Below are 24,858 nucleotides of genomic sequence, written 5' to 3'. Positions count from 1 at the left end.
CTTTGCTACTAATTAATAACCTGGCTCTGTTTCTAATTTGATTGGGATCTCTTAAAATTAATATACAAAATTTACACCCCCGGTGCCTCCAGATGTTGTGTATAATTTGAAAAACGTACCATTATTAGGGCTTACTACTCCCCCAAATGTGCGGGTTGTCGCTAACGTTACTGTTACAGGACCAAATGTTGCCATTCCATCTGCAATAATTGATAAGTCTCCATCATTAGTTAAAACTAACATCGTGTTTCTTGGGTTTTTACTGCCGCATTTATAATAATATGTCTGAGATTCAAATACGGGAGGGCCATTTACCTGATAAAGCACCAAATTCAGATCGTTTTGTGCGTCTAATCTCGTTACTTTGTTATTTGTACCGCTTGCCCATAATACTTTGCCCGTGTTTTTTACATAGACAACAAGGTTTCCGTCATCCTGGTTATTGAATGCGTAGATTCCTGCTTGCCATGATCCTTTAGGAATTATTACAGACGAGGCTCCAGCCACTGGAAAACGTGAAATCACTGTATAGTAGCTTGACGGATACGGTGATGAATATGATTTTGAATAAGCACATGAAACATCACTGTTTATCGCGATTTTTTTAGCATTTTTGACACTATCGTTAATAAGCAGGCTATCGGTACCGGTACTTTTATTAAGATCTTTGGACTTTGTTTGTTTGGGTACAACTGTAAAATTGGTGTTGTTATTTTTGCTACAACCTAAGAAAATAAATAGGCAGGTTGTAATTAGAAAGATTTTTTTCATACAGATAAATTGGGTTATTTGAGCTAAGGTTATTAATCTTGTGAAGATATAAATAATATACATGTTGTAATATGTTTTATATATTATATTAATATTTAATTGAACGGAATACCTGATATCAATCTAAGTGACGATTTTCGTGTAATTGCGCGCGCGTTAACTATCGTTGAGAATGATCTTAATGGCAGCGGCGCATTGCTTAAAAGCCTTAAGTTTGATAAAAGCTGCCCGGCTATCGGCATTACCGGCCCTCCCGGAGCCGGCAAGAGCACCCTGGTAAACGGTATCATTGATATACTTTTGGTCAGCGGTAAAAAAATAGCCGTGTTAGCCATCGACCCCACTTCACCATTTAATTTCGGATCATTACTGGGTGATAGAATCAGGATGGCATCCCATTTTAATCATCCCGATGTTTTTATCCGGTCATTAGCCACACGGGGCTCTTTAGGAGGCTTGTCGGCAAAAACTATTGAGATGGCCGATGTGCTAAGGGCCGCAGGTTTTGATTATGTGCTGATTGAAACAGTAGGCGTAGGGCAATCTGAAATTGAAATTACCGGGCTTGCCGATATTACGCTGGTTGTATTGGTGCCTGAGGCAGGCGACGAGATCCAGCATATTAAATCGGGCTTGATGGAGATTGCTGATGCTTTTATTATCAATAAAGCAGATCGGGAGGGGGCCGATGTGTTTGCCAATAACTTAAAAAAGATCATTGGACACAGCGTTGACGAGCAGCCGCCAATTTTTAAAACTATAGCCTCTCAAAACCAGGGGCTCGGGGATATAGCCGCCTTTATACAACACACCAATTTAAAGCAAAACAACAGGCGTAAATTGCTGCTGACCGAAAAAGTATACAAACTTATTCAGCAAAAAATGATGACTGGAATCGATAAAAAAAAGCTTCAGCTTGATATAGCTAAAGCTTTGGAGGCCGGAAATTTTAACCTGTATAGTTTTGTGGATACTTATGTATAGTTATTTGATAGCTTAATGTAAAGAAAATACAGATTGAGCTTTTTTGTTTATATAAATTTAATGTGAGTTTTAGCTGTTCATAATTTCTTCAATGTGCTCTGCTTCAACCGGGATGCTACCCATTAAATCTATATTGCCGGCGCCGGTGATGAGGATATTGTTTTCAAGGCGGATACCCAACCCCTCAGCGGCAATGTAAATGCCTGGTTCGCAAGTTAATATATTCCCCGCCTCAAAAGGTTTATACCTGCTGGCATAGTCATGAACATCCAGGCCCAGGTGGTGCGAGGTGCCGTGCATGAAGTATTTTTTATACAGAGGCGCGTTTTTGTCTTGTTTTTCAACATCATGTCTGTCAAGCAAGCCCAGGCCAATAAGCTCTCCCGTCATGATTTTACCAACTTCATCCTGGTATTCATTCCATACTGTGCCTGCCACGATGAGTTTTGTAGCTTCCCGCATCACTTTCAAAACGGCATTATAAACCTGGCGCTGCCGCTCAGTGAAACGGCCGCTAACAGGTATTGACCGGGTCATGTCAGCATTATAATTGCCATATTCGGCACCAAAATCAAGCAGTATTACATCGCCCTTGTTACATACCTGGTTATTATCATTGTAGTGCAGCACAATAGCGTTGCCGCCCGAAGCAATAATTGGATTGTAAGCATGGCCCGTAGCACGCTGTCTGATGAATTCATGAATGATCTCAGCTTCAATCTCATACTCGGTTACACCGGGTTTGGTATATTTTAAAACACGTACAAAAGCATCACGCGTAATGTCGCAGGCTTTTTGCGTGAGCTCTATTTCAATATCTGATTTTATTACCCTAAGATCGCGTAAAATCGGTGCCGAACGGGTGTAATTATGAAGCGGGTACTTTAATTTAAGAGCTTCATACATGCGGTAATCGCGATATGGAACGGTATGAGCGTACCTGTCATTTTCGTTAGTATTGATGTAGATATTTTCGCTGTAGTTAATAATGCCATGGAGTATGGTATCATATTCATTCAGCCAAAAAATACTTTCAATGCCCGATGCTTCGCGTGCTTCCTCTTTAGTGTATTTATGGCCCTCCCAAATAGCTATATGTTCGTTGGTTTGTCTTAAAAAAAGTACTTCTCTGTATGCTTTATTAGGACAATCGGGGTACAAAACCAGGATGCTTTGTTCCTGATCAATGCCCGTTAGGTAAAAAAAATCCGGGTTTTGTTTAAACATAAATGCCTGATCACCACTGCGCGGGAACTCGTCACTGGCATGAAAAATAGCGATTGAATTGGGTTTTGTTCTTGAAACGAAATTTTTTCTATTATTTGTAAATAAGCTATTTTTTATCGGCAGATATTTCATATTTATCGGTTGAATATTTTATTAAATCATTTTTTTTTAGTTATTTGTGTAACTATTACAATTTTTGGAACAATGTTTGGTCATGGATTCAAACATAATTACTAAATTTGAAAAAAATCACAATTAAAATCGTTTAATCTTAAAAACTATGAATTATTCTACATTAAAGAAAACAGTCGCATTGTCTTTTGCTTCTTTGATGGTTGCAGGTTTGGCGAACGCGCAAACCGATTCAACCAAAACAACGGCAACTACAACGTCATCTGAAACCTCAACCGCTAAGGTATTTGGTGGTTTAGGCCAGTACAGGAAATTTAGCATTGGTGTAAATGGTGGTGTTACCTCACAATCATTAGCAACCGGTGGTTCAAGCGATTTCCAAAAGAAAAAACTTAGCCTTGGTTATGGTATTTCATTGAAAGAGCAATTAGCACATTCTTTTGCTTTACAATTAGACCTGAACGGCGGTAAAATTAAAGGCGAAAATGATGGTACCGGCGGCACTTACCGTAATGGTTATGTTAGCTATGATACCAAATTCTGGCAGGGAAGTTTAAGCGCGGTTGTTAACGTTGCTACTATCGATTTCATCCGTCGTAAAAATGCTGTTAACTTCTACTTCAAAGGTGGTTTTGGTTTAGCAATGTATGATCCAACTATTACAAGGATTAACGGTGGAACCCAAATAACCGGTCATTTCAAAAACAATGGTACTGACGGTACTCATTACGTAAAAGAACTGGTTATCCCGGTAGGTGCAGGTGTTAAATTCCGTTTAAGCGATGCGGTTGCCTTAGATTTGGGTTATACTCAAAACTATATTGACGGCGATAACCTTGACGGTTTCAACAGGGCTTATCCTACTAAAGACCACTACTCATACGGTTACGCTGGTTTAGAATTTACTTTAGGTTCAAAATCGAAACCAGTATTAGAGTGGGTTAACCCGGTTGCTATGATGTATGACGAGCTGTATGATGCAGCTTTACGTCAGGAAGTTGAAGCTTTAAAAGGCCGTGTTGCTAACGTTGAAACTGCAGTTAACGACCTGAAAAAAGATTCTGACGGTGACGGTGTTGCTGATCAGTTTGACAAATGCCCAGGTACTGCTGCAGGTAGCGTAGTTGATGGCTCTGGTTGCGTTATCGTATTCCCTAAAGCTGATTCTACCGTTGCTGCTCCTGCTACTGCTTACTCAAACATCCAGTTTGAATTTGACAGCTCAGTATTACGTACTTCATCTTATCCAGTATTAGATGCTACTTCAGCTGATTTACGTTCATCTGGTTCAGCTGTTGAAGTTGACGGTTTCGCTTCATCTGAAGGTACTGCTGCTCACAACTTATCATTATCTAAAGACCGTGCTAACTCAGTAAAAACTTACTTAGTTAACTCTGGTGTTGATGCTAAGAAAGTGAAAGTAAAAGGTTACGGTGAAACTAACCCAATTGCTGACAACTCAACTGAAGAAGGCCGCGTACTTAACCGTCGTGTTCAATTCAAAAAGAAATAATATCTGATTAAATATTATTTGCGAAGGCTCCGGATAACCCGGAGCCTTCTTTGTTTTATAAGGTTTTGTGCTTAATAGTTATACCTTATATAATAGGTATGGGTTTACAGCGGCAAAATTTTACGTAAGTTTGTGTAATGTATTTCTTCAGAAAAAAAGATCCGAACCGCCCCGATAATTTTAATTTAAGGGTGATGCATTTTATAAATGCGCTGGCTATTATTATGTTCCTGGCCGGGATTATCTGGAAACTGGTACAGGTATTTATACTTAAAAAATGAAAACAATCATCAATACCAACAATGCACCTGCCCCTATTGGGCCATATAGCCAGGCTACTTTAGCCGGCGGTTTTTTATTTGTTTCGGGTCAGATCCCTATTGATCCGCTAAGTGGCGAACTCATCAGCAGTGACATCAAGGCAGAGGCTACACAGGTAATGGAAAACATCAAAGCTATTTTAACCGAAGCCGGTTTAGGTTTCGATAACATAGTAAAAACCAGTATCTTCTTAACCGATCTGCAAAATTTTGTACAGGTTAACGAAGTTTACGGAACCTATTTTACTGCCGATTTTCCGGCCCGCGAAACTATCCAGGTATCCGCTTTACCAAAAGGGGTAAACGTTGAGATCTCGGTTATTGCGGTTAAGTAGATTTTTCGATTTCGGATTTTGTCTGAACTGGGATTATACGGATTTAGGGGTTCACTGAATTTTTTGAATTCTGCTAATTCCTAAATTCTGTAATTTCTGATTCAGACAAATGCGTTAGGGATAGGAGTGGATACCGGCTTGAGCCTAAGGCCTGCAGGCGTATGAGCGGATAGCCCGGCCGCAGGAACGCCCAAAATTAAAGATTGGCGGTTAGAGGTTAGAGATTAGGTTTGCATATGAAACTCGATAAGCAGATTTTAAGAACGCTCCATTTACCTTGCATCCTGGCCCAACCAACGATTATCTCGTTATATTATAGATTAGTCGATAGGTTATTTATAGCCATCTGTTAATTTAAAAAAACCACATAAACTACATTTACTCTACCGCTATAAAGAAAGGTTAAAACAGTTAATCAATGAATCCTTTTCAAACGCCACTTGTATACTTAAAAGGTGTAGGCCAGTCGAGGGCCGAGGTTTTGAAAAAGGAACTTGAACTGCACACCTTTGAGGATCTGCTGCGCCATTTCCCGTTCAGGTATATTGACCGTACCCGCTTTTATAAGGTAAGGGAGATACGTGAAGAACTGCCTTATGTACAGGTGCTGGCGCGTATTATCAACAAAGAAATTGTTGGTGAAAAACAAAGCCGCCGCCTGGTGGTAAAGGCTAAGGACGATACTGGTATTATTGAGCTGGTATGGTTTAAAGGCATTAACTGGATAGAGAAAACCATTATTCCCGGTAAGGTTTATATATTGTTCGGAAAGCCCGGCTTTTTTAACATGATGCCACAGATGGCGCATCCCGAAATGGAGTTATATATGCCGGGTGCTCAAAAACAGGGCAACCTATCCTTACAACCTGTTTACAACTCAACAGAAAAGCTCAAACAATTTTCGCTGGATAGCAAAGGAATTCAAAAACTTACTGCGGTATTGCTTGATCTGCATGCTAAGGACATACGCGAAAACTTGCCTTTATATATCATCAATCAGTTTAAGCTGCTCAACCGGGCCGATGCTTATCGTAACATTCATTTCCCGGCTGATGCTACATTTCTTAATGAAGCATTACACCGTTTGAAGTTTGAAGAGTTGTTTCTGCTCCAGCTTAAACTACTTAAAAATAAACTGCTTCATACGCAAAAGTTTAAAGGGAATGTATTTGATAAAGTTGGTCATTATTTTAATGAGTTTTATCATCACAAGCTGCCTTTTACTTTGACCGATCCGCAGAAGCGGGTATTGAAGGAGATTAGGCAGGATACCCAGCGAGGCATACAAATGAATCGTCTGCTTCAGGGTGATGTGGGCAGCGGTAAAACAGTAGTAGCGCTGATGAGCATGTTAATAGCTATTGATAACGGTTTTCAAACCTGTATCATGGCGCCTACCGAGATATTGGCCAACCAGCATTATCAAACCATTAAAAGCCTGGTGGGCGATGATTTTATTGAAGTAGCGTTATTAACCGGTTCAACCAGGCAAAAGGAGCGTAAAGTGTTGCATCAAAAGCTTGAAGAAGGTACGCTTAAAATATTGGTTGGTACCCATGCCCTTATTGAAGATAAAGTACAGTTTAAAAACCTGGGCTTTGTGGTAATTGATGAACAGCATCGCTTTGGGGTTGAGCAGCGGGCTAAACTTTGGCGAAAAAATGCTGTTCCGCCGCATATATTGGTGATGACGGCTACACCTATCCCCCGTACACTTGCCATGACATTATATGGTGACCTGGATGTGTCAGTGATTGACCAGTTGCCGGCTGGTCGTAAACCTATCCAAACGGTTCATTTTTATGAAAATCAGCGCTTACGGATGTTTGGTTTTATGAAACGGGAGATAGCATTGGGCAGGCAGGTCTATGTAGTATATCCGCTGATCCAGGAAAGTGAAAAGCTCGACCTTAAAAACCTACAGGACGGCATCGAAGCCATGTCGCGCGAGTTTCCGCTGCCTGATTACCGGCTTAGCATTGTACACGGCAAAATGAAGCCTGCCGAGAAAGATTTTGAAATGCAGCGTTTTATTAAAGGAGAAACGCAGATCATGGTGGCCACTACCGTAATAGAAGTAGGGGTAAACGTACCGAATGCTTCGGTGATGATCATTGAAAATGCCGAGCGTTTTGGCCTGTCGCAATTGCACCAACTGAGGGGGAGGGTAGGACGCGGGGCCGAGCAATCCTATTGTATTTTGATGAGCAGTCATAAATTGAGTCACGACGGCAAGATTCGTTTGGATACCATGGTAAAAACCAACAATGGCTTTGAAATTTCGGAGATAGACCTGCAGTTGCGGGGACCGGGCAATATAGAAGGTACCCAGCAAAGCGGCGTGGTAGATTTGAAGCTGGCCAACCTGGCCACCGACCAGGAGCTGCTTTTTAAGGTGCGCAAGTGTGTTGAAGCCATATTTGAAAAAGACCCGCAGCTGGCTCATCCCGAAAACCAGATTTTGCATCATGCCTTTGAAGTAAAGAACGCAGGGTTGAGTTGGGATAAGATATCGTAAGCCAGGAATACTACAGAATAATCCCGCGTCATTGCGAGGAACGAAGCAATCCCCGGTGTGTAGAGTAGCTGTGCAGGTTCGCCGGGTAAAGTTTGGGATTGCTTCGTACCTCGCAATGAGGTCTTTTTTAATTTAGTATAATGCCCGTAACCCTTCCTCCTTTAGCTGTCAAATAGTACATTTGTTAAAACTGATCTTACTATTTATATATGAAGAAATTTACTTTATTATTTTCTGTTGCTGCATTGCTGTGTACACAAGTTGAGGCACAGGACTCTTTAACTATCCGCAAAATGTATGACGAAGCATTGGTTAATGGCCAGTGTTATGAAAATCTCCATTACCTGTGTAAAAATATAGGTCAGCGCCTCAGCGGTTCTGGCAATGCTCAAAAGGCTGTCGACTGGAGTAAAAAACTGATGGATGGTTATGGTTTCGATAAAGTTTACCTGCAGGAAGTAATGGTGCCACATTGGGTGCGCGGTGCGAAAGAAGAGGCCGCTATTATTGATGGTAAAACCCGCATCCCGGTACCAATTGTTGCCCTGGGTATGTCGATAGCAACGCCTAAAGCGGGTATTACAGCTAATGTTATAGAGGTTAAAAGCATAAAAGAACTTGAGGGGCTTGGCGAGAGTGTGGTGAAAGGAAAGATCGTTTTCTTTAACCGAGCATTCGATCCGCGTTTTATTGAAACAGGTATGGCCTACGGCACAGCAGGCGATCAGCGTTTTATGGGACCGGCCGTAGCCGCCAAACTTGGTGCAGCCGGTGTAATCGTACGTTCGCTCACTGAAATCATCGATGATTATCCGCATACCGGCGCTACCCTTGCTGCCCCGGGCAGTAAAATGATTCCAGCTGCGGCCATCTCTACAAAAGCAGCCAATAAGTTAAGCGCTATGCTTAAGTTGAGGAAATTCCCGGCGGCAAAATTTTACTTTAAGCAAAATTGCGAGTTACTGCCTGATGTGAAATCATATAACGTTATAGGCGAAATTACCGGTTCTGAAAATCCTAATAAATTTATTACCGTTGGCGGCCACCTGGATTCATGGGATTTGGCCGAAGGTGCACATGACGACGGTACCGGCGTAATGCAGTCGGTTGAAGTATTGCGCATTTTTAAGTCAGTAGGTTATAAACCTAAAAACTCGGTACGCGCCGTGCTTTTCATGAACGAGGAGAACGGTCATAAAGGCGGCACTAAATATGCCGAACTGGCCGCCCAAAATAAGGAGCAACACATTGCCGCTATTGAAACCGACGAAGGTGGCTTTACGCCTCGCGGGTTCAGCTTTGCCGATGTATCAAAAGATTTTATCAAAAAAGTGAATGATAACTTCAAATCAATCCTGGAGCCATACGATGTTGACAAGTTAACAATCGGAGGGGCGGGTACGGATATTGAGCCGATGAAAGAAACGGTACCGGGAGTAGTATTGATTGGCTTCCGCCCGGATTCACAACGATATTTCGACTTGCACCATACTGCTAAAGACGTTTTTGAAAACGTAAACAAACGTGAGCTGGAACTTGGCGCGGCTGGTATGGCAGCGTTAATTTATTTGATAGATCAGCACGGATTGTAAGGAACCGAACCATGATTTTTAGGATTAAAGGATGATCCTGATGTGGTACCATGCATAAAATTCATGGTAATCTTCTAATCCTAAAAATCAAGGTTCAAAAAAATAGCTACCTTTGCGGCACATCTAAAAATTAATAAATAGTGACCGAAGAAGGCGATAGTAAACCCCGGAAAGTAGACTCCTTTGCAGCATTGCGTTATAAAGATTTCAGATCTTACATAGGCATGCGTTTTTGTTTCACCTTTGCATATTCCATGCAGGCCGTAGTCCTCGGCTTTTATATCTATAGTATCACCCATAGTAAAATAGCCCTCGGCCTTATTGGCTTGTGCGAGGCTATTCCGGCTATTGGTATTGCTTTGTACGGCGGCTATATCGCCGATAAATCTGAAAAGCGAAAAATGCTTTTGCTGATCTTTAGTGGAGTGTTACTGACATCCCTGGTGATGTTTACCGTAACACTCAAAAGCATGAGCGGTATTATTCATACTGGTTGGATTGTACCTATTATGTACGCTATGATATTTTGTAATGGTGTGGCGCGAGCCTTTTATGGCCCGGCAACATTCACCATTTACGCTAACAGTATCCCAAAAGAATTGTATCCAAATGGCAGTACCTGGAGCAGTAGCAGCTGGCAAGTTGCATCTATTTTGGGCCCGGCAGCAGGTGGTTTAATATACGGTTATGCGGATAAAGTAATACCGGGCTTAAGTGGTATTACCGCTACGTTTAGCTGTATCCTATTTTTATTATTAGTATCACTGGTATTGGTATACATGCTGCGTCAATATCCGGCGCAATATGTTCCTAAAGAAAGTATCTGGAAAAGCCTTTCGGAAGGGATTCATTTTGTGTTTGGAAACAAAATGATGATCGGCGCCATGAGCCTTGACCTGTTCTCGGTGTTTTTTGGTGGTGCTGTGGCTTTACTGCCGGTTTTTGCCAACGAAATATTAAAAGTAGGCGCCGAAGGATTGGGTATCATGAGGGCCATGTCATCATTAGGTGCAGTATTGACCATGCTGGTGATGACGCGTTTTTCGCCAATGGGAAAACCATGGCGTAACCTGCTTATTGCGGTAACAGGTTTTGGCTTGTCTATCATATGCTTCGGTTTATCTACTAATTTTTATTTGTCGCTGTTGTTTATATTTACCGAAGGTGCTTTTGATAGCATCAGTGTTATTATCCGAGGTACGCTGATGCAGCTTTTGACACCTGATCATATGCGTGGCAGGGTATCGGCCGTGAACCAGATGTTTATCGGCTCATCTAACGAGATCGGCGCTTTTGAATCGGGCACGGCAGCGCAATTGTTAGGCACTGTTCCGTCGGTGTTATTTGGCGGCAGCATGACTATGCTTATTGTGGGCATTACTTATCTCAAGACTAAGAAACTGATCCCGCTATCCCTGCAACAGATCCATGCGCCGGGTGAAGAGGGGATAAAGGAAGGATAGATCCCCAACCGTCATGGGTAACTTGTTTCAGCATCCCATAAGCAAGGTCGGCAATTGCTTAGCAAGGCGGCTTAACACGTGGGGTGCTGAAACAAGTTCAGCATGACGATATGTGTTTTAACCTCCTTCTCCCATCATGAATTTTTTGTGTAGATAACATTATTTTTAATCTATCCCCTTGCTTTGCTGCATGATAAATTCACATCTTTACGTTGCCAAAAAACGGCATCATCAAACCAATAAACAATAAAACAAACTCACCCTTACAAACAATGAAAAAGGTAATATTAGTAACAGGAGCATCTTCTGGTATTGGCTTAGCTTGTGCCAGTGCACTGCAAGCGGCAGGCCATACGGTTTACGGCTCATCACGTAACCTCGACCGCATGAAATCTGTATCGTTTAAACCTGTTCAACTTGATGTTACCGACGATGCTTCGGTAAAGGCAGCAATCGACACCATTATTAAGGTCGAAGGCAAAATCGACGTATTGGTGAACAATGCCGGCAATGGTGTAACTGGTCCGGCTTATGCTATGCCGGTTGAAAGTGCGAAGCAACAGTTTGAGGTTAACTTTTTTGGTGTGATCCGTGTTAGTTCGGCAGTATTGCCGGGTATGATCGAAAAAGGTCAGGGACTTATTGTAAATATCAGCTCGTTAGCTGGTTTATTCGGTTTGCCATACCAGGGTATGTACAGCGCCTCAAAATATGCTATTGAAGGCTACTCGCAAAGTTTAAGGATGGAACTGCGTAATACAGGTGTTAAAGTAACTCTGCTTAATCCGGGTGATTTTAAATCGGATTTTAGCCAGAACCGCGCTAAGGTTAAATTTCCTATCAAAAATGATAAGCTTGAAACTGAATACAATGCCGCCGTTGCCGCTATGGAAAAAGACGAAAGCATTGCCCCAAGCCCTGAATCATTAGCTAAAAAGCTGGTTTCGATAGTAGCTTCGTCAAGCCCTAAACATCGTTACCTGGTTGGGCAGGTTGGCCAAACTATTGTGCCTACGCTAAAAGCGATATTGCCGGGTGGGTTGTTTGAGAAATTGATGAATGATCATTACGGGATAAAGTAAGATTTTATTTCAATAGCTATAAAAATGCCATCCGGTTAGGATGGCATTTTTTGTTAAATTCAAAACTACTTCGGGTTTAGCGATAGCGTAACCCGGAGTGGGCATTGCTTAAGCTTTCAGCTTCAGTGATAAAGCTGAAAGCTTTATGCGTGTTTTACCACGGGTTACGCTATCGCTAAACCCACGGCAGATTTTGGATTTTATTTTATTCAAACCAATCTTTGCCATTATCCAATCGAATAAGCATATCTGAAAAAGATGTGCCGATTTCAATAAAGTACTTTTCTTCGTCATTAAGAAAATCTGAAAGAATAATACGATGAGTTCCATCTTTTCTAAATTGGATGCCAATGAATTCGCCTCCACCGTTGGTGCCAATACCTAATATACCAGGCCTGTATTCAGGAAATTCATAACCATCGTTTGCTTCTGCAAGTTCTTCGCCTGGCCATAGGCGCACAAAGTTTTCGCCAATAAACTCCCCAAACGGTCCGTAATTTTCGAGGTAATATTTATAGTCTTCAGGTAGTTGAAAAGGAAGAGCGTTTAAAATATTCTGTTCCAAAGGTTTTGACCTCCGTTCACACTCGTATTTATTTAATAGGTATTCGAGCTTTTCCATTTTATTTAGATCGCGTGTTAAAGAACTCAGTTAAACTATAAAAAAAGGCCGCATCACTTGTTTTTAGATACGGCCTTTATACGGACTTACGCTGTCAACTTCTTATACTTGATCCTTTTCGGAGCAACATCGCCCAAACGTTTCTTCCTGTTCTCTTCATAATCAGAATAGTTTCCTTCAAAAAAGTAAACCTGCGAGTTGCCTTCAAAGGCCAGGATATGGGTACAAATACGGTCGAGGAACCAGCGGTCGTGACTGATCACTACAGCGCAGCCGCCAAAGTTTTCCAGGGCTTCTTCCAGTGCACGTAAAGTATTTACGTCAATATCGTTAGTAGGCTCATCCAGCAGCAATACGTTCGATCCTTTTTTGAGGGTGATAGATAAGTGCACACGGTTACGCTCGCCGCCCGATAGTACACCCACTTTTTTCTGCTGATCGGCACCGTTAAAGTTAAACTTGGATACGTATGCCCTTGAATTTAACGGACGGTTACCTACCATAATAGTTTCCAAACCGCCGGTTACGTTTTCCCAAACAGATTTGTTAGGGTCGAGATCGTCATGCATCTGGTCTACATAACCCAAGGCTACGGTTTCGCCCACACGGAAGGTACCGGCATCCGGCTGATCTTGTCCGGTGATTAAACGGAACAGTGTAGTTTTACCCGCGCCGTTAGGGCCAATGATGCCAACTATACCGGCAGGAGGCAAGGAGAAGCTCAGGTTATCGAACAATAATTTATCGCCATATGATTTGCTTACGCCATTGGCTTCAATTACTACGTTACCTAAACGCGGGCCCGGCGGAATGAACAGCTCCAGTTTTTCTTCGCGTTCTTTGGTTTCCTCAGATGCCAGTTTTTCGTAATTGCCTAAACGGGCTTTTGACTTGGCGTGGCGACCTTTCGGGCCCATGCGTACCCACTCCAGCTCGCGTTCCAGGGTTTTCTGGCGTTTGCTCTCGCTCTTCTCTTCCTGGGCCAAACGCTTGGCTTTTTGATCCAGCCATGAGGAATAATTTCCTTTCCATGGGATTCCTTCTCCACGGTCGAGTTCGAGGATCCAGCCGGCAACGTTGTCAAGGAAGTATCTGTCGTGCGTTACAGCGATAACTGTTCCTTTATATTGTTGTAAATGTTGCTCCAGCCAATCAATAGATTCGGCATCCAGGTGGTTGGTAGGCTCATCGAGCAACAATACATCCGGCTCCTTTAATAAAAGGCGACATAAAGCTACGCGGCGGCGCTCGCCTCCTGATAGTACCGAAATTTTGGTGTCCGGTTCAGGACAGCGCAGGGCATCCATGGCGCGTTCCAGTTTGCTATCCAGCTCCCACGCGTTTACCGCATCAATTTTATCCTGTAATTCGCCCTGGCGGTTCATGAGTTTCTCCATGGCATCGGCATCTTCATAATATTCCGGAAGACCGAATTTTTCGTTGATCTCTTCGTACTCCTTTAATAAGGCAGTAGTTTCAGAAACACCTTCTTCAACTATTTCGCGCACGGTTTTTTCAGGATCAAGTTCCGGTTCCTGGCTCAGGTAGCCAACGGTATAGCCCGGCGAAAATACCACCTCGCCTATATTGGTTTTATCAATGCCTGCAATAATTTTGAGCAATGACGATTTACCGGAACCATTTAAGCCGATAACGCCAATTTTAGCGCCGTAAAAAAACGACAGGTATATGTTTTTTAATACTGTTTTTTGCGGGGGATAAACTTTGCTCACCCCGGCCATTGAAAAAATTATCTTTTCGTCTGCCATTATAATTGGATCAATAAATAGAAATTCAAATATGGCTAAAATAGATGAAACGGAGGTTGTAGATTAATGATTAGGGGGTAGTAATTTTAAGTTGTTTTTTGAGTTATAATGTTAATTTAAATTTAATTGAATCTTAAGCGAAGCGCACAACCATCACCGAGGGTTTCCCGTATATAAGTTATATGACGATACCTGCTGGCTAATGCCTAATTGTCATGTTTATGACGAAATGCCGTAAAAGGTGGAAATGTTATTAAATATTTGAAATTTGTTTAAACTTTTTTAGGATATTTATATCAAACAGGTAAGTTTCGTTCGTATATTGTAAAAAAAATGCTTGTTAGCGGGCTTTTCAGATAAAAACTGTTGATTGATGCCAAACTTTGATACATTGCGTATCATTACAATGTCTGTTTCTGCAAAGCATTAAATGTTGGCAATATTGTTGATGAAAGTAAACAGGCGTCGTAATTTGTAAAAACATAATTTATACATTAGGGCGTTCAATAATTAGAAAGGTATATATGGAAGCTAAATTTTCGCCGAGGGTAAAGGATGTTATTCAATATAGTAGGGAAGAGGCATTACGCCTTGGGCATGACTATATTGGTACAGAACATCTTTTGCTTGGGCTTATCCGCGATGGGGATGGTGTAGCAATTAAATTGCTGAAGGGATTGAACGTTGATACCGCAAAACTTCGCCGCGCCGTTGAGGATGCAGTAAAGGGAACTATTGGAACAAACGTACATATCGGCAGCATCCCGTTAACAAAACAGGCCGAGAAGGTATTGAAGATAACTTATCTGGAAGCCAAAATATTTAAAAGCGATGTGATTGGTACAGAGCACCTGCTGCTGTCTATCCTTCGCGATGAGGACAACATCGCCTCACAAATACTTGTACAGTTCAATGTGAACTATGAAGTATTTAAAGGTGAAGTTGAATCGCATAAAAACGATGTTACTGACGAAATGCCGGGATCACCTACAGGCGGCGATGACGACTTTAAAGAAGAAGAGTCATTTAGCCAGCCTAAAAAAGTATCCGACATTAAATCAAAAACACCGGTACTTGATAACTTCGGCCGCGATTTAACCCGCGCCGCCGAAGATGGCAAGCTTGACCCTATTGTCGGTCGTGAAAAAGAGATCGAAAGGGTATCACAAATTCTGTCGCGCCGTAAAAAGAACAACCCTATATTAATAGGTGAGCCGGGTGTAGGTAAATCGGCCATTGCCGAAGGGCTTGCATTACGCATTGTTCAGCGTAAAGTATCACGTGTATTGTTCAATAAGCGTGTAGTTACACTTGATTTAGCCTCATTGGTTGCCGGTACCAAATACCGCGGCCAGTTTGAAGAGCGTATGAAAGCGGTAATGAACGAACTGGAAAAATCACCTGATGTAATTTTATTTATTGACGAGATCCATACTATAGTAGGCGCTGGTGGTGCTTCAGGTTCGCTTGATGCGTCAAATATGTTTAAACCAGCTTTGGCGAGGGGAGAGATACAATGCATTGGCGCAACAACTTTAGATGAATACCGCCAGTACATTGAAAAAGATGGTGCTTTGGACCGTCGTTTCCAAAAGGTAATGGTTGAGCCGGCTACACCGACTGAAACTATTGAAATACTGAACCGCATTAAGGATAAATATGAAGAGCACCACGGTGTTACTTATACTCCTGAAGCAATCAACGCTTGCGTTAACTTAACCACCCGTTATATTACCGACAGGTTTTTACCGGACAAGGCTATCGACGCGCTTGATGAAGCAGGTTCACGTGTTCACTTAACCAATATCCACGTGCCTCAAAACATTTTAGATATTGAACAGAAGATAGAACAGATCAAGATTGAGAAAAACAAAGTTGTTCGCAGTCAGAAATACGAGGAAGCTGCGCAGTTACGTGATACTGAGAAGAATTTGTTAGTTGAACTTGACCAGGCAAAAGCTGTTTGGGAAGCCGAAACAAAATCAAAACGCTATACTGTAACTGAAGACAACGTTGCCGAAGTTGTATCAATGATGACCGGTATCCCTGTACAACGTGTAGGCCAGGCCGACAGTCAGAAGCTGTTGCACATGAGCGATACTGTTGCCAGCAAGATCATTGGTCAGGATGAGGCTATCAAAAAGCTAACCCGTGCTATACAACGTACGCGTGCAGGTTTGAAAGATCCTAAAAAGCCTATTGGTTCATTCATCTTCCTGGGTCCTACAGGTGTTGGTAAAACCGAGCTTGCTAAAGAGCTTGCCCGCTTTATGTTTGACACTGAAGATGCCCTGATCCAGATTGATATGAGCGAGTACATGGAGAAATTTGCGGTATCCCGTTTAGTGGGTGCGCCTCCGGGCTACGTAGGTTATGAAGAAGGCGGTCAGTTAACTGAAAAAGTACGACGTAAGCCATATGCTGTAGTATTACTGGATGAGATTGAAAAAGCTCACCCTGATGTATTCAATATCCTGTTGCAGGTTTTGGATGAAGGTCAGTTGACCGATTCATTAGGCCGTAAGGTTGATTTCAGGAATACGATCATCATCATGACATCAAACATCGGTGCCCGTCAGTTGAAAGACTTTGGCCAGGGCGTAGGTTTCAGCACTAATGCTAAAACTTTACAGGCCGAAAGCCATTCACGCGGTGTTATTGAGAATGCATTGAAACGTGCATTTGCCCCTGAGTTCCTGAACCGTATTGATGATGTTATCGTATTTAACTCATTAGGTAAAGAAGAGATCTTCAGGATCATCGATATCGAGCTTGCCTACCTGTTTAGCCGTGTAAATGGCTTAGGTTTCAAAATCGAGCTTACCGAAGCTGCCAAAGAGTTTATTGCCGATAAAGGTTATGACTCGCAATTTGGTGCAAGGCCGCTTAAACGCGCCATCCAGAAATATCTGGAAGATCCAATTGCCGAAGAGATCCTTAAAGGTGAATTGGCCGAAGGTGACGTGATGGTGGTTGATTTTGATACTGAAACCAAAGAGATCAAAATCACCGACCGTAAAGGCGAAAGCAAAAAACCAGAGCAGGAAGAGCAAAAGTAATTTGCAATACTGTAAGTAATATTAAAACCCCGTTTCGATTTTTCGGAACGGGGTTTTGTTTGCTGTCTGAACCAGGATTTTAGTGGATTTTTGGGATTAATCGGATTTTTGTCTGAACTCGTATTTTTTGAATTTTAAGAATTTATTTAATTGCCTTTTCATTCTGATAATTCACTCAATCCGTTTAATCCGAGTTCAGACAATATTCTGTAAATCCTTTAATTCTGAAAATTCTGATTCAGACTTACTTTTTTTCCACCACCTGCTCATAATCAACCGGTAACATTTCGGCAACGCGACTTATGCCCCAGTCACCTTCATAGATTACCGAATGAGGGTTAGCTACAATACCATTGTTATCAAAAAAGGCATATGGCTCATCGAAAGAAATAATGGTTGTGGCATTGTTAGGCATATTAAAAGCCTGTACGGTATTATCTGAAGGGGCTTGGCCTTTTTTAGTATACATAACATACAGGCAATCGGTAAATCCTATAGCAAATAAGCCTTCCTGGTCTGTTAGCTTGAAAAAGTCGGCCCTGTCTAAGGGTTTATTGACAAGACTTTGCAGGTATTTATTATTGAGGCCACCGTGGTAATTTGGATTGGGTTTACGGATCAGGCGCATCACAACAAAGTTTTCTTGTGTGAGACTATCTTTTATAGCCGACCGATAGAAATGCATATATGAACCAAGGTACGCTGATTGTCGTTCTTTACGCCATTTACGCTTTTGTTTTTCGGTTCCCTTCAGGTCTTCGAAGTTGGAGATTCCCTCATAATACAACATAGCTTTTGCCGGGTTGTAATTGAAGTTGGTTAGTTTGTACTTTATCCTATAGCCGAGAGCCTTGTTTTCAATCTCTAAGAAATCATGCGAAGAAGCTTTTAGTACATAGGTGATGTCATCATAATCAAAATCAAGCACATCTGAGTTCAGGATTTTACATTTGGCGGCATTGTCCGAATAGCCTAAAAATTGCTGCCTGAAAATAGCATAGTATTTTTCACGGTTAGGATCAGGCCTGATCTTTACTTCATTTAACTGAAAAGTTTTGGGGATAATGCTGATGGTACCCAGGTTGATATTGGTACTGCCCGCCTGCAAACTATAAGTGTAGGTTTCATAACCTACTATAGATATAATGAAATCATACTTGCCGGGCTTTACGTTGCTCAGGATGAAAGTACCGTCATCAGCCGTTTTGTTGCCTACCTGGGCATTGTTTAAAAACACACTGGCATTGGGCACAGGCCTGGTATCGGTCATGTTAATTACTTTGCCGGTAATTTTTACCTGGGCCATACAGTACGCAGGTATCAGTAACAATAAAAGCAATAAGGACTTACGCATAGTTAAAGTTAAACTAAAACATTAGTTAATCGATATAGCCGCATAAAAAATCTTCAGAAACGATGATCCGAAATAAAATAATTTAAAAAACGTTTAAACCTTTGAACAATTTTTTGTTCAAACAGTTATATAATTAACGCAATACTTTATGAAAAAAATCTTGACTTTAATTTGCTGCACTATAGTACTTGCTGCAACATCGTGTAAAAAGGAATATGTAACTACCAGCCCGAGTGCTACCACTATTTTTGATACCCTACCAGCTTTTGTTGCTAATAGTGACGTTGGTGGATATACATCAACTTTAAATGTTCCTGAAATTACAGATTATTATGATAAGCATGGCGCTGTTTTGGTATACCTGGATAACAATGGGACGTATGAGCAATTGCCTAATGTGTATGGAGGTGTAACATTTAGAGCTGAGTATGGCAATGGTGTGTTATACATAGATGCTCAAAATGCTGATGGTACAGTGCCAGCTAAACCAGATCCCCGAAAAGTGAAAATAGTATTGGTGCCGTAATCCAATCTAACTCAAAACAAAAAGGAGCCTTGCAAACGCAACGCTCCTTTTTGTTTAAGAACATTTGAAATTATTTCCCCATCTGGTCAATAACCGCCTGGGTTACGCCAGTGTAAGAAAAACCACCGTCATGGAAAAGGTTTTGCATGGTAACCATTTTGGTTAAATCGCTAAACATAGTAACGCAGTAATCAGCGCACTGATCAGCATCAGCATTACCCAGCGGGCTCATTTTTTCGGCAAACTCAATAAAGCCGTCGAAGCCTTTTACGCCCGAACCTGCGGTTGTACGGGTTGGCGACTGAGAGATGGTATTAACACGTACTTTTTTAGCCATGCCGTACTCATAACCAAAGTTACGGGCAATGCTTTCTAATACTGCTTTGTTATCGGCCATGTCATTGTAGCCAGGGAAATAACGCTGAGCGGCGATATAGCTTAAAGCCAATACCGATCCCCATTCATTAATGGCATCATGTTTCATGGCAGCCTGCAAAATGCGGTGAAGGCTTAATGCAGATATATCAAACCCTTTATGGGTAAAATCGTAATTGTTTTCAAAGTAAGGGATGTTTTTGCGTACGTTAACGCTCATGCCTATTGAGTGCAGGATGAAGTCAACCTTGCCGCCAAAATGCTCCATGGTTTTGGTGAACAGGTTATTGATATCATCGCCATTGGTAACATCGGCACCAATAACCGGCGCGTTACATTCTTCGGCCAGTTTATTGAGTTCGCCCATGCGTAAAGCAATAGGGGCGTTTGATAATACAATTTCAGCACCTTCCTGTACGGCACGCTGTGCTACCTTCCAGGCTATTGATTGCTCATTTAGTGCACCGAAAATGATGCCTTTTTTACCTTTTAATAAATTATAAGCCATTTGTTAAGTTTTTATAATTGAAGCAAAGTTATAATTATTTATCAGTTAGTTTAAATTCAACCGAAACAGTTTGAGGCACCGCCACCGGTCTCCCATTTTCAATCGCCGGTCGCCAGTGGGGGAGGGATTTGATAATGTTGATCAGCACTTCCTCGCAGCCGTAACCTATACCTTTCAATACTTTAAATTTAACAGGGAAGCCGTCTCTTTCAACCTGGAAAGCTACGGTTACAGTACCCTCAATATTATTGTCAATAGCTTTGGGTGGGTAATGTAGCTGCTGTTTTATCAGTTCAGTAAAGTGCCCGTTTCCGCCTTCAAATTTTGGGGGTGCTTGAAAGCTAAATTTATCAATATTAGCTGTACTGTAAGTTACGTTAAATATCGGTGTCACTTTTTTGTGTTTACGAACAGCGGTAATAGCTATAGGGTTTTGAGCAGTTATATCTATCGGAGGTAACGAAGCCAGGTAAATGATCATATACCTGCTACCTTTATTATAAACCGGGACGGCATTATATAACACACTTTCTTCAAAAGTTAGAGTATCATTAAACTTTGCCCCTTTTAATTCAAAATAACCGGTAGTATCGGTCATAGTGCCCACGTGCCATGAAGGTGCTTCCATCCAGGTGTTTGTTGATTGTATACCGATGTGCCTGATGGGTTTACCCATGCTGTCGTAAATATACCCACGCAGGTTAATAGTGTCACGCTTAATAACCGTATCGGGTTTGCTTTTTTGAGCCGATAAATTGATCGAAACCAGCAGCAGTATCGCGCATAAAAATGTTCTCATCACGGTTTAGGTTATATGTAATCACTTGACTAAACGCTCAACAGTTCCCTCGCATTTTGCAAAGCACTCTCACCCGGCTTATCCCCGCTTAGCATTTTGGCAATTTCCAATACCCGTTCATCATTATTCAGCTGTTTAATGCGGGTAAAAGTAGCCGCCTCGCTGTCATCCTTATAAACAAAATAATGGCTTTGGCCCTTGCTGGCAATTTGCGGCAAATGGGTAATGGTAATTACCTGCAGGTTTTGGGCTAAGCGCTCCATGATCTGCCCAACCTTGTTGGCAACTTCGCCCGATACGCCTGTATCTATCTCATCAAAAATAATGGTAGGCAGGGCTGTGTATTGCGCTACGATAGATTTAATGCTCAGCATCAGTCTCGAAAGCTCACCACCCGAGGCGACTTTGCTCATCTCGGCCAAAGCATGTCCCTTATTAGCCGAAAACAAAAATTTAATGTTGTCGATCCCCGTAGCAGTAAGTAAGGGAGCTTGCTCGGTAGCTCCCCCTTTAGGGGGCGGGGGGGGCGTCTGCTCAATCTTCAAACTCGAGTTTCCCATCCCCATTTCGGCCAGCGTTGCCAACACCTGCTTCTCAATATCCGGGATAGCTTTTTTGCGGTTGACTGATAACTGCGTCGCCAGCTTTTCAAGTTCGGCTTTATCGGCGGCAATTTGTTTTTGCAGTTTTTCGATAGCTTCGTCACCAAAAAGGGCTTGCTGCACTTTGTCTGATAATTCTTCCTGAATCTGCAATAGCTCGGCGATGGTATTTACCCGATGCTTTTTTTGCAGATTGTAGATCATGCTTAACCGGTTGTTCACCTCTTCGGCACGGGCTTCGTCAATAAAAGTATGCTGCTCGATGCCTTCAATTTCGGCGGCGATATCTTTAAGTTCAATAATAATGCTATTGATACGCTGATGTAATTCGGCAACAGCAGGATTGTATTTTTCTATCGAACCTAAAGCCTGTCCAGCTTCTTTTAACTGGATCAATGCGGCAGCCTCGCCGTCCTGTAAAAGATAATTAGCGCCTAAAAGGCTGCGTTTAATTTCTTCTGCATTATTAAGGGTGTTGAGCTCCTGTTCCAGATGTTCCTGTTCATCGGCAACCAATGCACCTTTTTCCAACTCATCAAACTGAAACTGGAAATAATCCAGATCGGCTTTTGCCTTGTCGCTTTCGGCAATCAATTGGTTAAGCTTACTCAATGATTTTTTATAGGCCCGGAATTTTGTTTGATAATCAAACAGTAAATCTGAATGACGCGCAACCGAATCAACTACTAACAATTGAAAATCCGGGTCATTAATTTCCAATGTAGCGTGCTGCGAGTGGATATCTATCAGTTTTTCGCCCAACTGTTTCAGGGCTGAGAGGTTAACCGGGGTATCGTTCACAAAAGCACGAGATTTGCCATCGGCCGAGATCTCCCGGCGCAGCACGGTCTCCGTTTCGTAATCGAGATCGTTTTCTTCAAAGAAATCGGCCAAATGAAAGCCGCTGATTTTGAAAGTGCCCTCAATAACGCATTTTTTCTGCTGGTTGAAAAAGTATTTACTTTCGGCCCGCTGTCCTAAAATAAGTGAAAGGGCACCCAATATGATCGATTTACCTGCACCGGTTTCGCCGGTTAATATGTTCAGGCCGCTATCAAAACCTATCTCCAGGTTATCGATAAGCGCGTAATTATTAATGGTTAGCTTTTGAAGCATAAAAAAAGTGTCCTCATTTTATTGAGGACACTAAATTACAAATTAAGGTTCTTTAAAAAATATTTTTAATGCTAATTGCTAATTTATTTAGTCTCAGTTGGGGTGAGTCAAAAGTCTTAAGTCCAAAGTTCAAAGTCGAAGCTGGACTTGAGACTTAAGACTCCCGACTTAAGACTTCTGACTTAGTATCAATTTGTAGCGCTATCGGCTTTGATTTCCTCTTTATCGTCGGTATCAAATTTATAATCAAAGTCTTTGTCCATTTTATCGCGGTAAAGTTTCATTTTTTGTTTAAACGCCGGGCTTTTCATATAGTCCCGCAGTTTTTTGCTGGCTTCTTTAAGCCGTTGTTGTGCCGCTCTAATTTCAGGGCTATCCTGGAAGCTACGCATTTGCCGGCCAATATCCCTCATATCCTCCTGTAGTTTTTTCATATCGGGATTGTTGTAGGCCATCCTGATGCTATCGCCCATGGCCTGCATGCGGTTTCTTTTAGCAATAAACTCCGGCGAATCATAGCGGCTGCGGATTTTTTGGCCCAGCGTTTTCAGTAGCTCTGTTTGCTCTTTTACGTCGGCCGGGATCTTGCTTTGCAGCTCGTCCTGGTACTTTTTGTAATTAGGGTCTCTATCGTCATTATAGCTATTATAGCCGCGGTTATGCGGAATGCCATACTTTTTCTCCAGCTCTTCGTTCATTTTTTTAAACTCAGGACTGCTGTAATAAGCACCGATCTTGCGGCCTATCTCACCCATCTGTTCACTGGTTTTTTTAGATTCGGAAGTTTCGCCATATTCCTTTTGAAAATCTTCGCCCATTTTTTGCATTTCCAGTTTCATTTTTTCCATGCCTTCAGTATTATAATAGGCCTGCAGGGCTTTGCTTTTAGCTTCAAGCATTTCCTGTTGCTTTTTGAAATCATTGCTGTTGTAGTATTTACCAATCAGCTCGCCTTGTTTGTTTACTTCGGCGCTGAGTTTTTCAAGATCGGGGTCGTTAAAGCCGCTATAGTCAAAATTATCATGGCGTTGTTTAGCTCTAACTATTTCGGCCTGGGTTTTCTTTTTATAGGTTACGGGCTTTTTAGTTTTAGGAGCAGCCTTACGTATGGTATCTTCCACAAATATGGCGTGTAAGGCGGCAGGGGCAGTAACCTTTTTAACGGTTAGCTTGCCATCTTTTATAGTGGGGTTTAGCCAGGCAATGCTGCTAACGCCGGCAGTCATTATAGCAATGGCCACAAGCAGGTGGCGGATATTGCCTATAGGTTTCTTTGTTTTCATAATGCGTTCAATTCTGTTTAATAAATGATATTTTTTGCCATTAGCAGCCAGGGCCAGCAGTAAATGCTGCTGCCTGGTTTGCTCAAGCTTCAAAAGCGCGTGTGCATAGATCAAGGGTTGCTGTGTTGTTTGCACAACAAGGTCATCGCAGCTGTTTTCGCGCTCCTGGTTAATGATTCGATTAATTAATTGGGCAAAGGGATTAAAGAATAACAGTATGGAAATAAATTGCTGCATCAGGTTCAGCAGGTAATCGTTACGTTTAATGTGCGATAGCTCGTGCAGTAAAATGGCTTCAACCTCGGTAGCCGATAAGTATGTAGTAAGGGTTATCGGCAACAAAATAATGGGGCTTAAAAAGCCTATCATACAAGGGGCATCAACCATACGGCTAAAGTTTACCCACACATTTTTAGTAATGCCCAGCTTTTGGCAAAGCTCATCGGCAAAGTCCTGCAGCCTGTCGGCGGGTACCATGGTACGTTTTATCAGGCTGATCCTTTGCCAGCTTAAGCTAACTTTAAGCAGGTTAAATACCAAACCAGCAAAGTAAAGGGCTGATATATAAGGCAGATAGCCTTTTATAACGTATTCGTAATAATTGCTTTGCGGTTTGAATGCTACTTCATGCAGCGGAAGGTAGAAACGTGGTAATAAAGATGGTGCATTGGCGGATGTATAATTGATCCACTCGTGCAGCCTGAACTGATGGATAAACGTGTATATAAACCAGGCGCTTATGGCAAGGATGGCGCCCATGGCCAAATTGTGCTTTTTAATGGCCGATAACTGCGGCCTGCAAATAAACACTAACCTTAAGGCAAACCATACTAACAAACCCTGCCATAACGATTGCAGAATAGTTACGCCCAACACTTGGCTTATATTATAGAATAAATTTTCCATCA

Annotated in this window: 19 protein-coding genes; 10 read left to right on the top strand and 9 right to left on the bottom strand. The window is 41.9% G+C overall.

Features of this window, described 5'->3' with window-relative positions; genetic code table 11:
- Positions 1-57: 57 nt before the first annotated feature.
- Positions 58-771 carry a hypothetical protein gene (locus IEX80_RS14870; protein WP_090528777.1) on the bottom strand — a complete coding sequence of 238 codons (714 nt, stop codon included), beginning with the start codon at positions 769-771 and terminating at the stop codon, positions 58-60.
- A gap of 99 nt (positions 772-870) precedes the next feature.
- Here IEX80_RS14870 and meaB point away from each other — a divergent pair, with 99 nt between their 5' ends.
- Positions 871-1,755, top strand: a complete 885-nt coding sequence (gene meaB / locus IEX80_RS14865; protein ID WP_188833345.1) for a methylmalonyl Co-A mutase-associated GTPase MeaB — start codon at positions 871-873, stop codon at positions 1,753-1,755.
- A gap of 69 nt (positions 1,756-1,824) precedes the next feature.
- Here meaB and IEX80_RS14860 read toward each other — a convergent pair whose 3' ends face one another.
- Entirely contained in the window at positions 1,825-3,114 is a 1,290-nt protein-coding gene (locus IEX80_RS14860) for an aminopeptidase P N-terminal domain-containing protein (protein WP_188833344.1), read from the bottom strand.
- A 148-nt stretch (positions 3,115-3,262) separates the two neighbouring features.
- Here IEX80_RS14860 and IEX80_RS14855 point away from each other — a divergent pair, with 148 nt between their 5' ends.
- The 7 genes from IEX80_RS14855 (at position 3,263) to IEX80_RS14825 (ending at position 11,937) form a co-directional block, all read left to right on the top strand.
- Positions 3,263-4,627, top strand: coding sequence for an OmpA family protein (locus tag IEX80_RS14855; RefSeq protein WP_090528769.1), 1,365 nt, complete (start codon positions 3,263-3,265; stop codon positions 4,625-4,627).
- A 137-nt stretch (positions 4,628-4,764) separates the two neighbouring features.
- The gene (locus IEX80_RS14850) at positions 4,765-4,908 is read left to right on the top strand and encodes a DUF6728 family protein (RefSeq protein ID WP_162997005.1); all 144 of its coding nucleotides are present in this window, start codon (positions 4,765-4,767) and stop codon (positions 4,906-4,908) included.
- Positions 4,905-5,282, top strand: a complete 378-nt coding sequence (locus IEX80_RS14845; protein ID WP_091217590.1) for a RidA family protein — start codon at positions 4,905-4,907, stop codon at positions 5,280-5,282. Before IEX80_RS14850 ends, IEX80_RS14845 begins: the two co-directional genes overlap by 4 nt.
- 418 nt (positions 5,283-5,700) lie before the next feature.
- Positions 5,701-7,800, top strand: coding sequence for an ATP-dependent DNA helicase RecG (recG, locus tag IEX80_RS14840; RefSeq protein WP_188833343.1), 2,100 nt, complete (start codon positions 5,701-5,703; stop codon positions 7,798-7,800).
- Positions 7,801-8,009: 209 nt separating this feature from the next.
- Positions 8,010-9,392 (top strand): M20/M25/M40 family metallo-hydrolase, encoded by a 1,383-nt coding sequence (locus IEX80_RS14835; protein WP_188833342.1) that lies wholly within the window; start codon positions 8,010-8,012, stop codon positions 9,390-9,392.
- Positions 9,393-9,532: 140 nt separating this feature from the next.
- Positions 9,533-10,855: an MFS transporter gene (locus tag IEX80_RS14830; protein WP_229701635.1), complete on the top strand. Its 1,323-nt coding sequence runs from the start codon at positions 9,533-9,535 to the stop codon at positions 10,853-10,855.
- A 272-nt stretch (positions 10,856-11,127) separates the two neighbouring features.
- A complete protein-coding gene (locus IEX80_RS14825) occupies positions 11,128-11,937 on the top strand; it encodes an SDR family oxidoreductase (RefSeq protein ID WP_188833341.1) in 810 nt (269 codons plus the stop codon).
- 205 nt (positions 11,938-12,142) lie between these two features.
- Here the strand turns inward: IEX80_RS14825 and IEX80_RS14820 are convergent, their stop codons facing one another.
- Together IEX80_RS14820 and ettA are read right to left on the bottom strand one after the other, a co-directional pair.
- On the bottom strand, positions 12,143-12,559 hold the full coding sequence (locus IEX80_RS14820) for an SMI1/KNR4 family protein (RefSeq protein ID WP_188833340.1): 417 nt from the start codon (positions 12,557-12,559) through the stop codon (positions 12,143-12,145).
- An 86-nt stretch (positions 12,560-12,645) separates the two neighbouring features.
- On the bottom strand, positions 12,646-14,328 hold the full coding sequence (gene ettA / locus IEX80_RS14815; protein ID WP_090528750.1) for an energy-dependent translational throttle protein EttA: 1,683 nt from the start codon (positions 14,326-14,328) through the stop codon (positions 12,646-12,648).
- 524 nt (positions 14,329-14,852) lie between these two features.
- On the opposite strand from ettA, the gene IEX80_RS14810 reads away from it, so the two are divergent.
- The gene (locus tag IEX80_RS14810) at positions 14,853-17,387 is read left to right on the top strand and encodes an ATP-dependent Clp protease ATP-binding subunit (RefSeq protein WP_090528747.1); all 2,535 of its coding nucleotides are present in this window, start codon (positions 14,853-14,855) and stop codon (positions 17,385-17,387) included.
- Between the two features lie 244 nt (positions 17,388-17,631).
- On the opposite strand, the gene IEX80_RS14805 is transcribed toward IEX80_RS14810, so the two are convergent.
- On the bottom strand, positions 17,632-18,693 hold the full coding sequence (locus IEX80_RS14805; protein ID WP_188833339.1) for a carboxypeptidase-like regulatory domain-containing protein: 1,062 nt from the start codon (positions 18,691-18,693) through the stop codon (positions 17,632-17,634).
- Between the two features lie 196 nt (positions 18,694-18,889).
- Between IEX80_RS14805 and IEX80_RS14800 the strand changes: the two genes are divergently transcribed.
- Positions 18,890-19,267, top strand: coding sequence for a hypothetical protein (locus IEX80_RS14800; RefSeq protein ID WP_090528741.1), 378 nt, complete (start codon positions 18,890-18,892; stop codon positions 19,265-19,267).
- Positions 19,268-19,337: 70 nt separating this feature from the next.
- On the opposite strand, the gene IEX80_RS14795 is transcribed toward IEX80_RS14800, so the two are convergent.
- From IEX80_RS14795 to IEX80_RS14780, 4 genes are all read right to left on the bottom strand, one after another.
- Complete coding sequence (locus IEX80_RS14795) at positions 19,338-20,150, bottom strand: enoyl-ACP reductase FabI (protein ID WP_090528737.1); 813 nt, start codon at positions 20,148-20,150, stop codon at positions 19,338-19,340.
- Between the two features lie 34 nt (positions 20,151-20,184).
- Entirely contained in the window at positions 20,185-20,949 is a 765-nt protein-coding gene (locus IEX80_RS14790) for an energy transducer TonB (RefSeq protein ID WP_090528735.1), read from the bottom strand.
- 29 nt (positions 20,950-20,978) lie between these two features.
- Positions 20,979-22,667, bottom strand: a complete 1,689-nt coding sequence (gene recN / locus IEX80_RS14785) for a DNA repair protein RecN (RefSeq protein WP_188833338.1) — start codon at positions 22,665-22,667, stop codon at positions 20,979-20,981.
- Positions 22,668-22,855: 188 nt separating this feature from the next.
- A complete protein-coding gene (locus tag IEX80_RS14780) occupies positions 22,856-24,856 on the bottom strand; it encodes a M56 family metallopeptidase (protein WP_188833337.1) in 2,001 nt (666 codons plus the stop codon).
- Positions 24,857-24,858: the final 2 nt, after the last annotated feature.

It is taken from the genome of Mucilaginibacter rubeus, from assembly GCF_014643835.1.
Taxonomy (GTDB): Bacteria; Bacteroidota; Bacteroidia; order Sphingobacteriales; family Sphingobacteriaceae; genus Mucilaginibacter; species Mucilaginibacter rubeus.
Note: the sequence above shows the minus strand (reverse complement) of the source record. Positions and strands in the feature narration are given on the sequence as shown.

Excerpts from the sequence above, each read along its gene's own strand:
- IEX80_RS14870 (WP_090528777.1), bottom strand. The coding sequence starts at position 771 with ATGAAAAAAATCTTTCTAATTACAACCTGCCTATTTATTTTCTTAGGT.
- IEX80_RS14860 (WP_188833344.1), bottom strand. The coding sequence starts at position 3,114 with ATGAAATATCTGCCGATAAAAAATAGCTTATTTACAAATAATAGAAAA.
- IEX80_RS14855 (WP_090528769.1), top strand. The coding sequence starts at position 3,263 with ATGAATTATTCTACATTAAAGAAAACAGTCGCATTGTCTTTTGCTTCT.
- IEX80_RS14850 (WP_162997005.1), top strand. The coding sequence starts at position 4,765 with ATGTATTTCTTCAGAAAAAAAGATCCGAACCGCCCCGATAATTTTAAT.
- IEX80_RS14845 (WP_091217590.1), top strand. The coding sequence starts at position 4,905 with ATGAAAACAATCATCAATACCAACAATGCACCTGCCCCTATTGGGCCA.
- recG (WP_188833343.1), top strand. The coding sequence starts at position 5,701 with ATGAATCCTTTTCAAACGCCACTTGTATACTTAAAAGGTGTAGGCCAG.
- IEX80_RS14835 (WP_188833342.1), top strand. The coding sequence starts at position 8,010 with ATGAAGAAATTTACTTTATTATTTTCTGTTGCTGCATTGCTGTGTACA.
- IEX80_RS14825 (WP_188833341.1), top strand. The coding sequence starts at position 11,128 with ATGAAAAAGGTAATATTAGTAACAGGAGCATCTTCTGGTATTGGCTTA.
- IEX80_RS14820 (WP_188833340.1), bottom strand. The coding sequence starts at position 12,559 with ATGGAAAAGCTCGAATACCTATTAAATAAATACGAGTGTGAACGGAGG.
- ettA (WP_090528750.1), bottom strand. The coding sequence starts at position 14,328 with ATGGCAGACGAAAAGATAATTTTTTCAATGGCCGGGGTGAGCAAAGTT.
- IEX80_RS14810 (WP_090528747.1), top strand. The coding sequence starts at position 14,853 with ATGGAAGCTAAATTTTCGCCGAGGGTAAAGGATGTTATTCAATATAGT.
- IEX80_RS14805 (WP_188833339.1), bottom strand. The coding sequence starts at position 18,693 with ATGGCCCAGGTAAAAATTACCGGCAAAGTAATTAACATGACCGATACC.
- IEX80_RS14800 (WP_090528741.1), top strand. The coding sequence starts at position 18,890 with ATGAAAAAAATCTTGACTTTAATTTGCTGCACTATAGTACTTGCTGCA.
- IEX80_RS14795 (WP_090528737.1), bottom strand. The coding sequence starts at position 20,150 with ATGGCTTATAATTTATTAAAAGGTAAAAAAGGCATCATTTTCGGTGCA.
- IEX80_RS14790 (WP_090528735.1), bottom strand. The coding sequence starts at position 20,949 with ATGAGAACATTTTTATGCGCGATACTGCTGCTGGTTTCGATCAATTTA.
- recN (WP_188833338.1), bottom strand. The coding sequence starts at position 22,667 with ATGCTTCAAAAGCTAACCATTAATAATTACGCGCTTATCGATAACCTG.
- IEX80_RS14780 (WP_188833337.1), bottom strand. The coding sequence starts at position 24,856 with ATGGAAAATTTATTCTATAATATAAGCCAAGTGTTGGGCGTAACTATT.